Source organism: Colwellia marinimaniae (assembly GCF_002207865.1).
Lineage (GTDB): Bacteria > Pseudomonadota > Gammaproteobacteria > Enterobacterales > Alteromonadaceae > Colwellia > Colwellia marinimaniae.
In genome coordinates this window covers 1-345 of sequence record NZ_BDQM01000162.1, presented here as the reverse complement: position 1 = coordinate 345, position 345 = coordinate 1, and the positions used below count along the sequence as shown (strand labels likewise).

General features: G+C 50.4%; 1 protein-coding gene. It reads left to right on the top strand.

Annotated elements, in window-relative coordinates; translation table 11 throughout:
• Nucleotides 1-345: alpha/beta hydrolase family protein (locus MTCD1_RS18710; protein WP_159459923.1), on the top strand; the 345-nt coding region annotated here is incomplete at both ends.

The following is a 345-nucleotide window of genomic DNA, read 5'->3' as shown; positions in this document are numbered from 1 at the left end:
GTGTACTTCTATCGCTTTATGAGTGATAGGTTGCACGCTTTCCCGCCGATGAAGATCAATCATAGGCCTAACTTTGCCTGGTATGCCGATAATGGCTACGCCATCTTCCTACCTGATATCAGATTCGAAGTCGGCTATCCTGGAGCAACGTCTGTGCAGGCATTAACGTCCGGTGTGCAGAAGATCATCGAGATGGGTGTTGCCGATCCAGATGCCATAGGTATTCAGGGCCATTCATGGGGCGGTTATCAAACGGCTTTTGCCGTGACTCAGACTCACATTTTCAAGGCTGCCGTCTCCGGTGCTCCGGTTGCAAATATGACCAGTGCCTATAGCGGTATACGT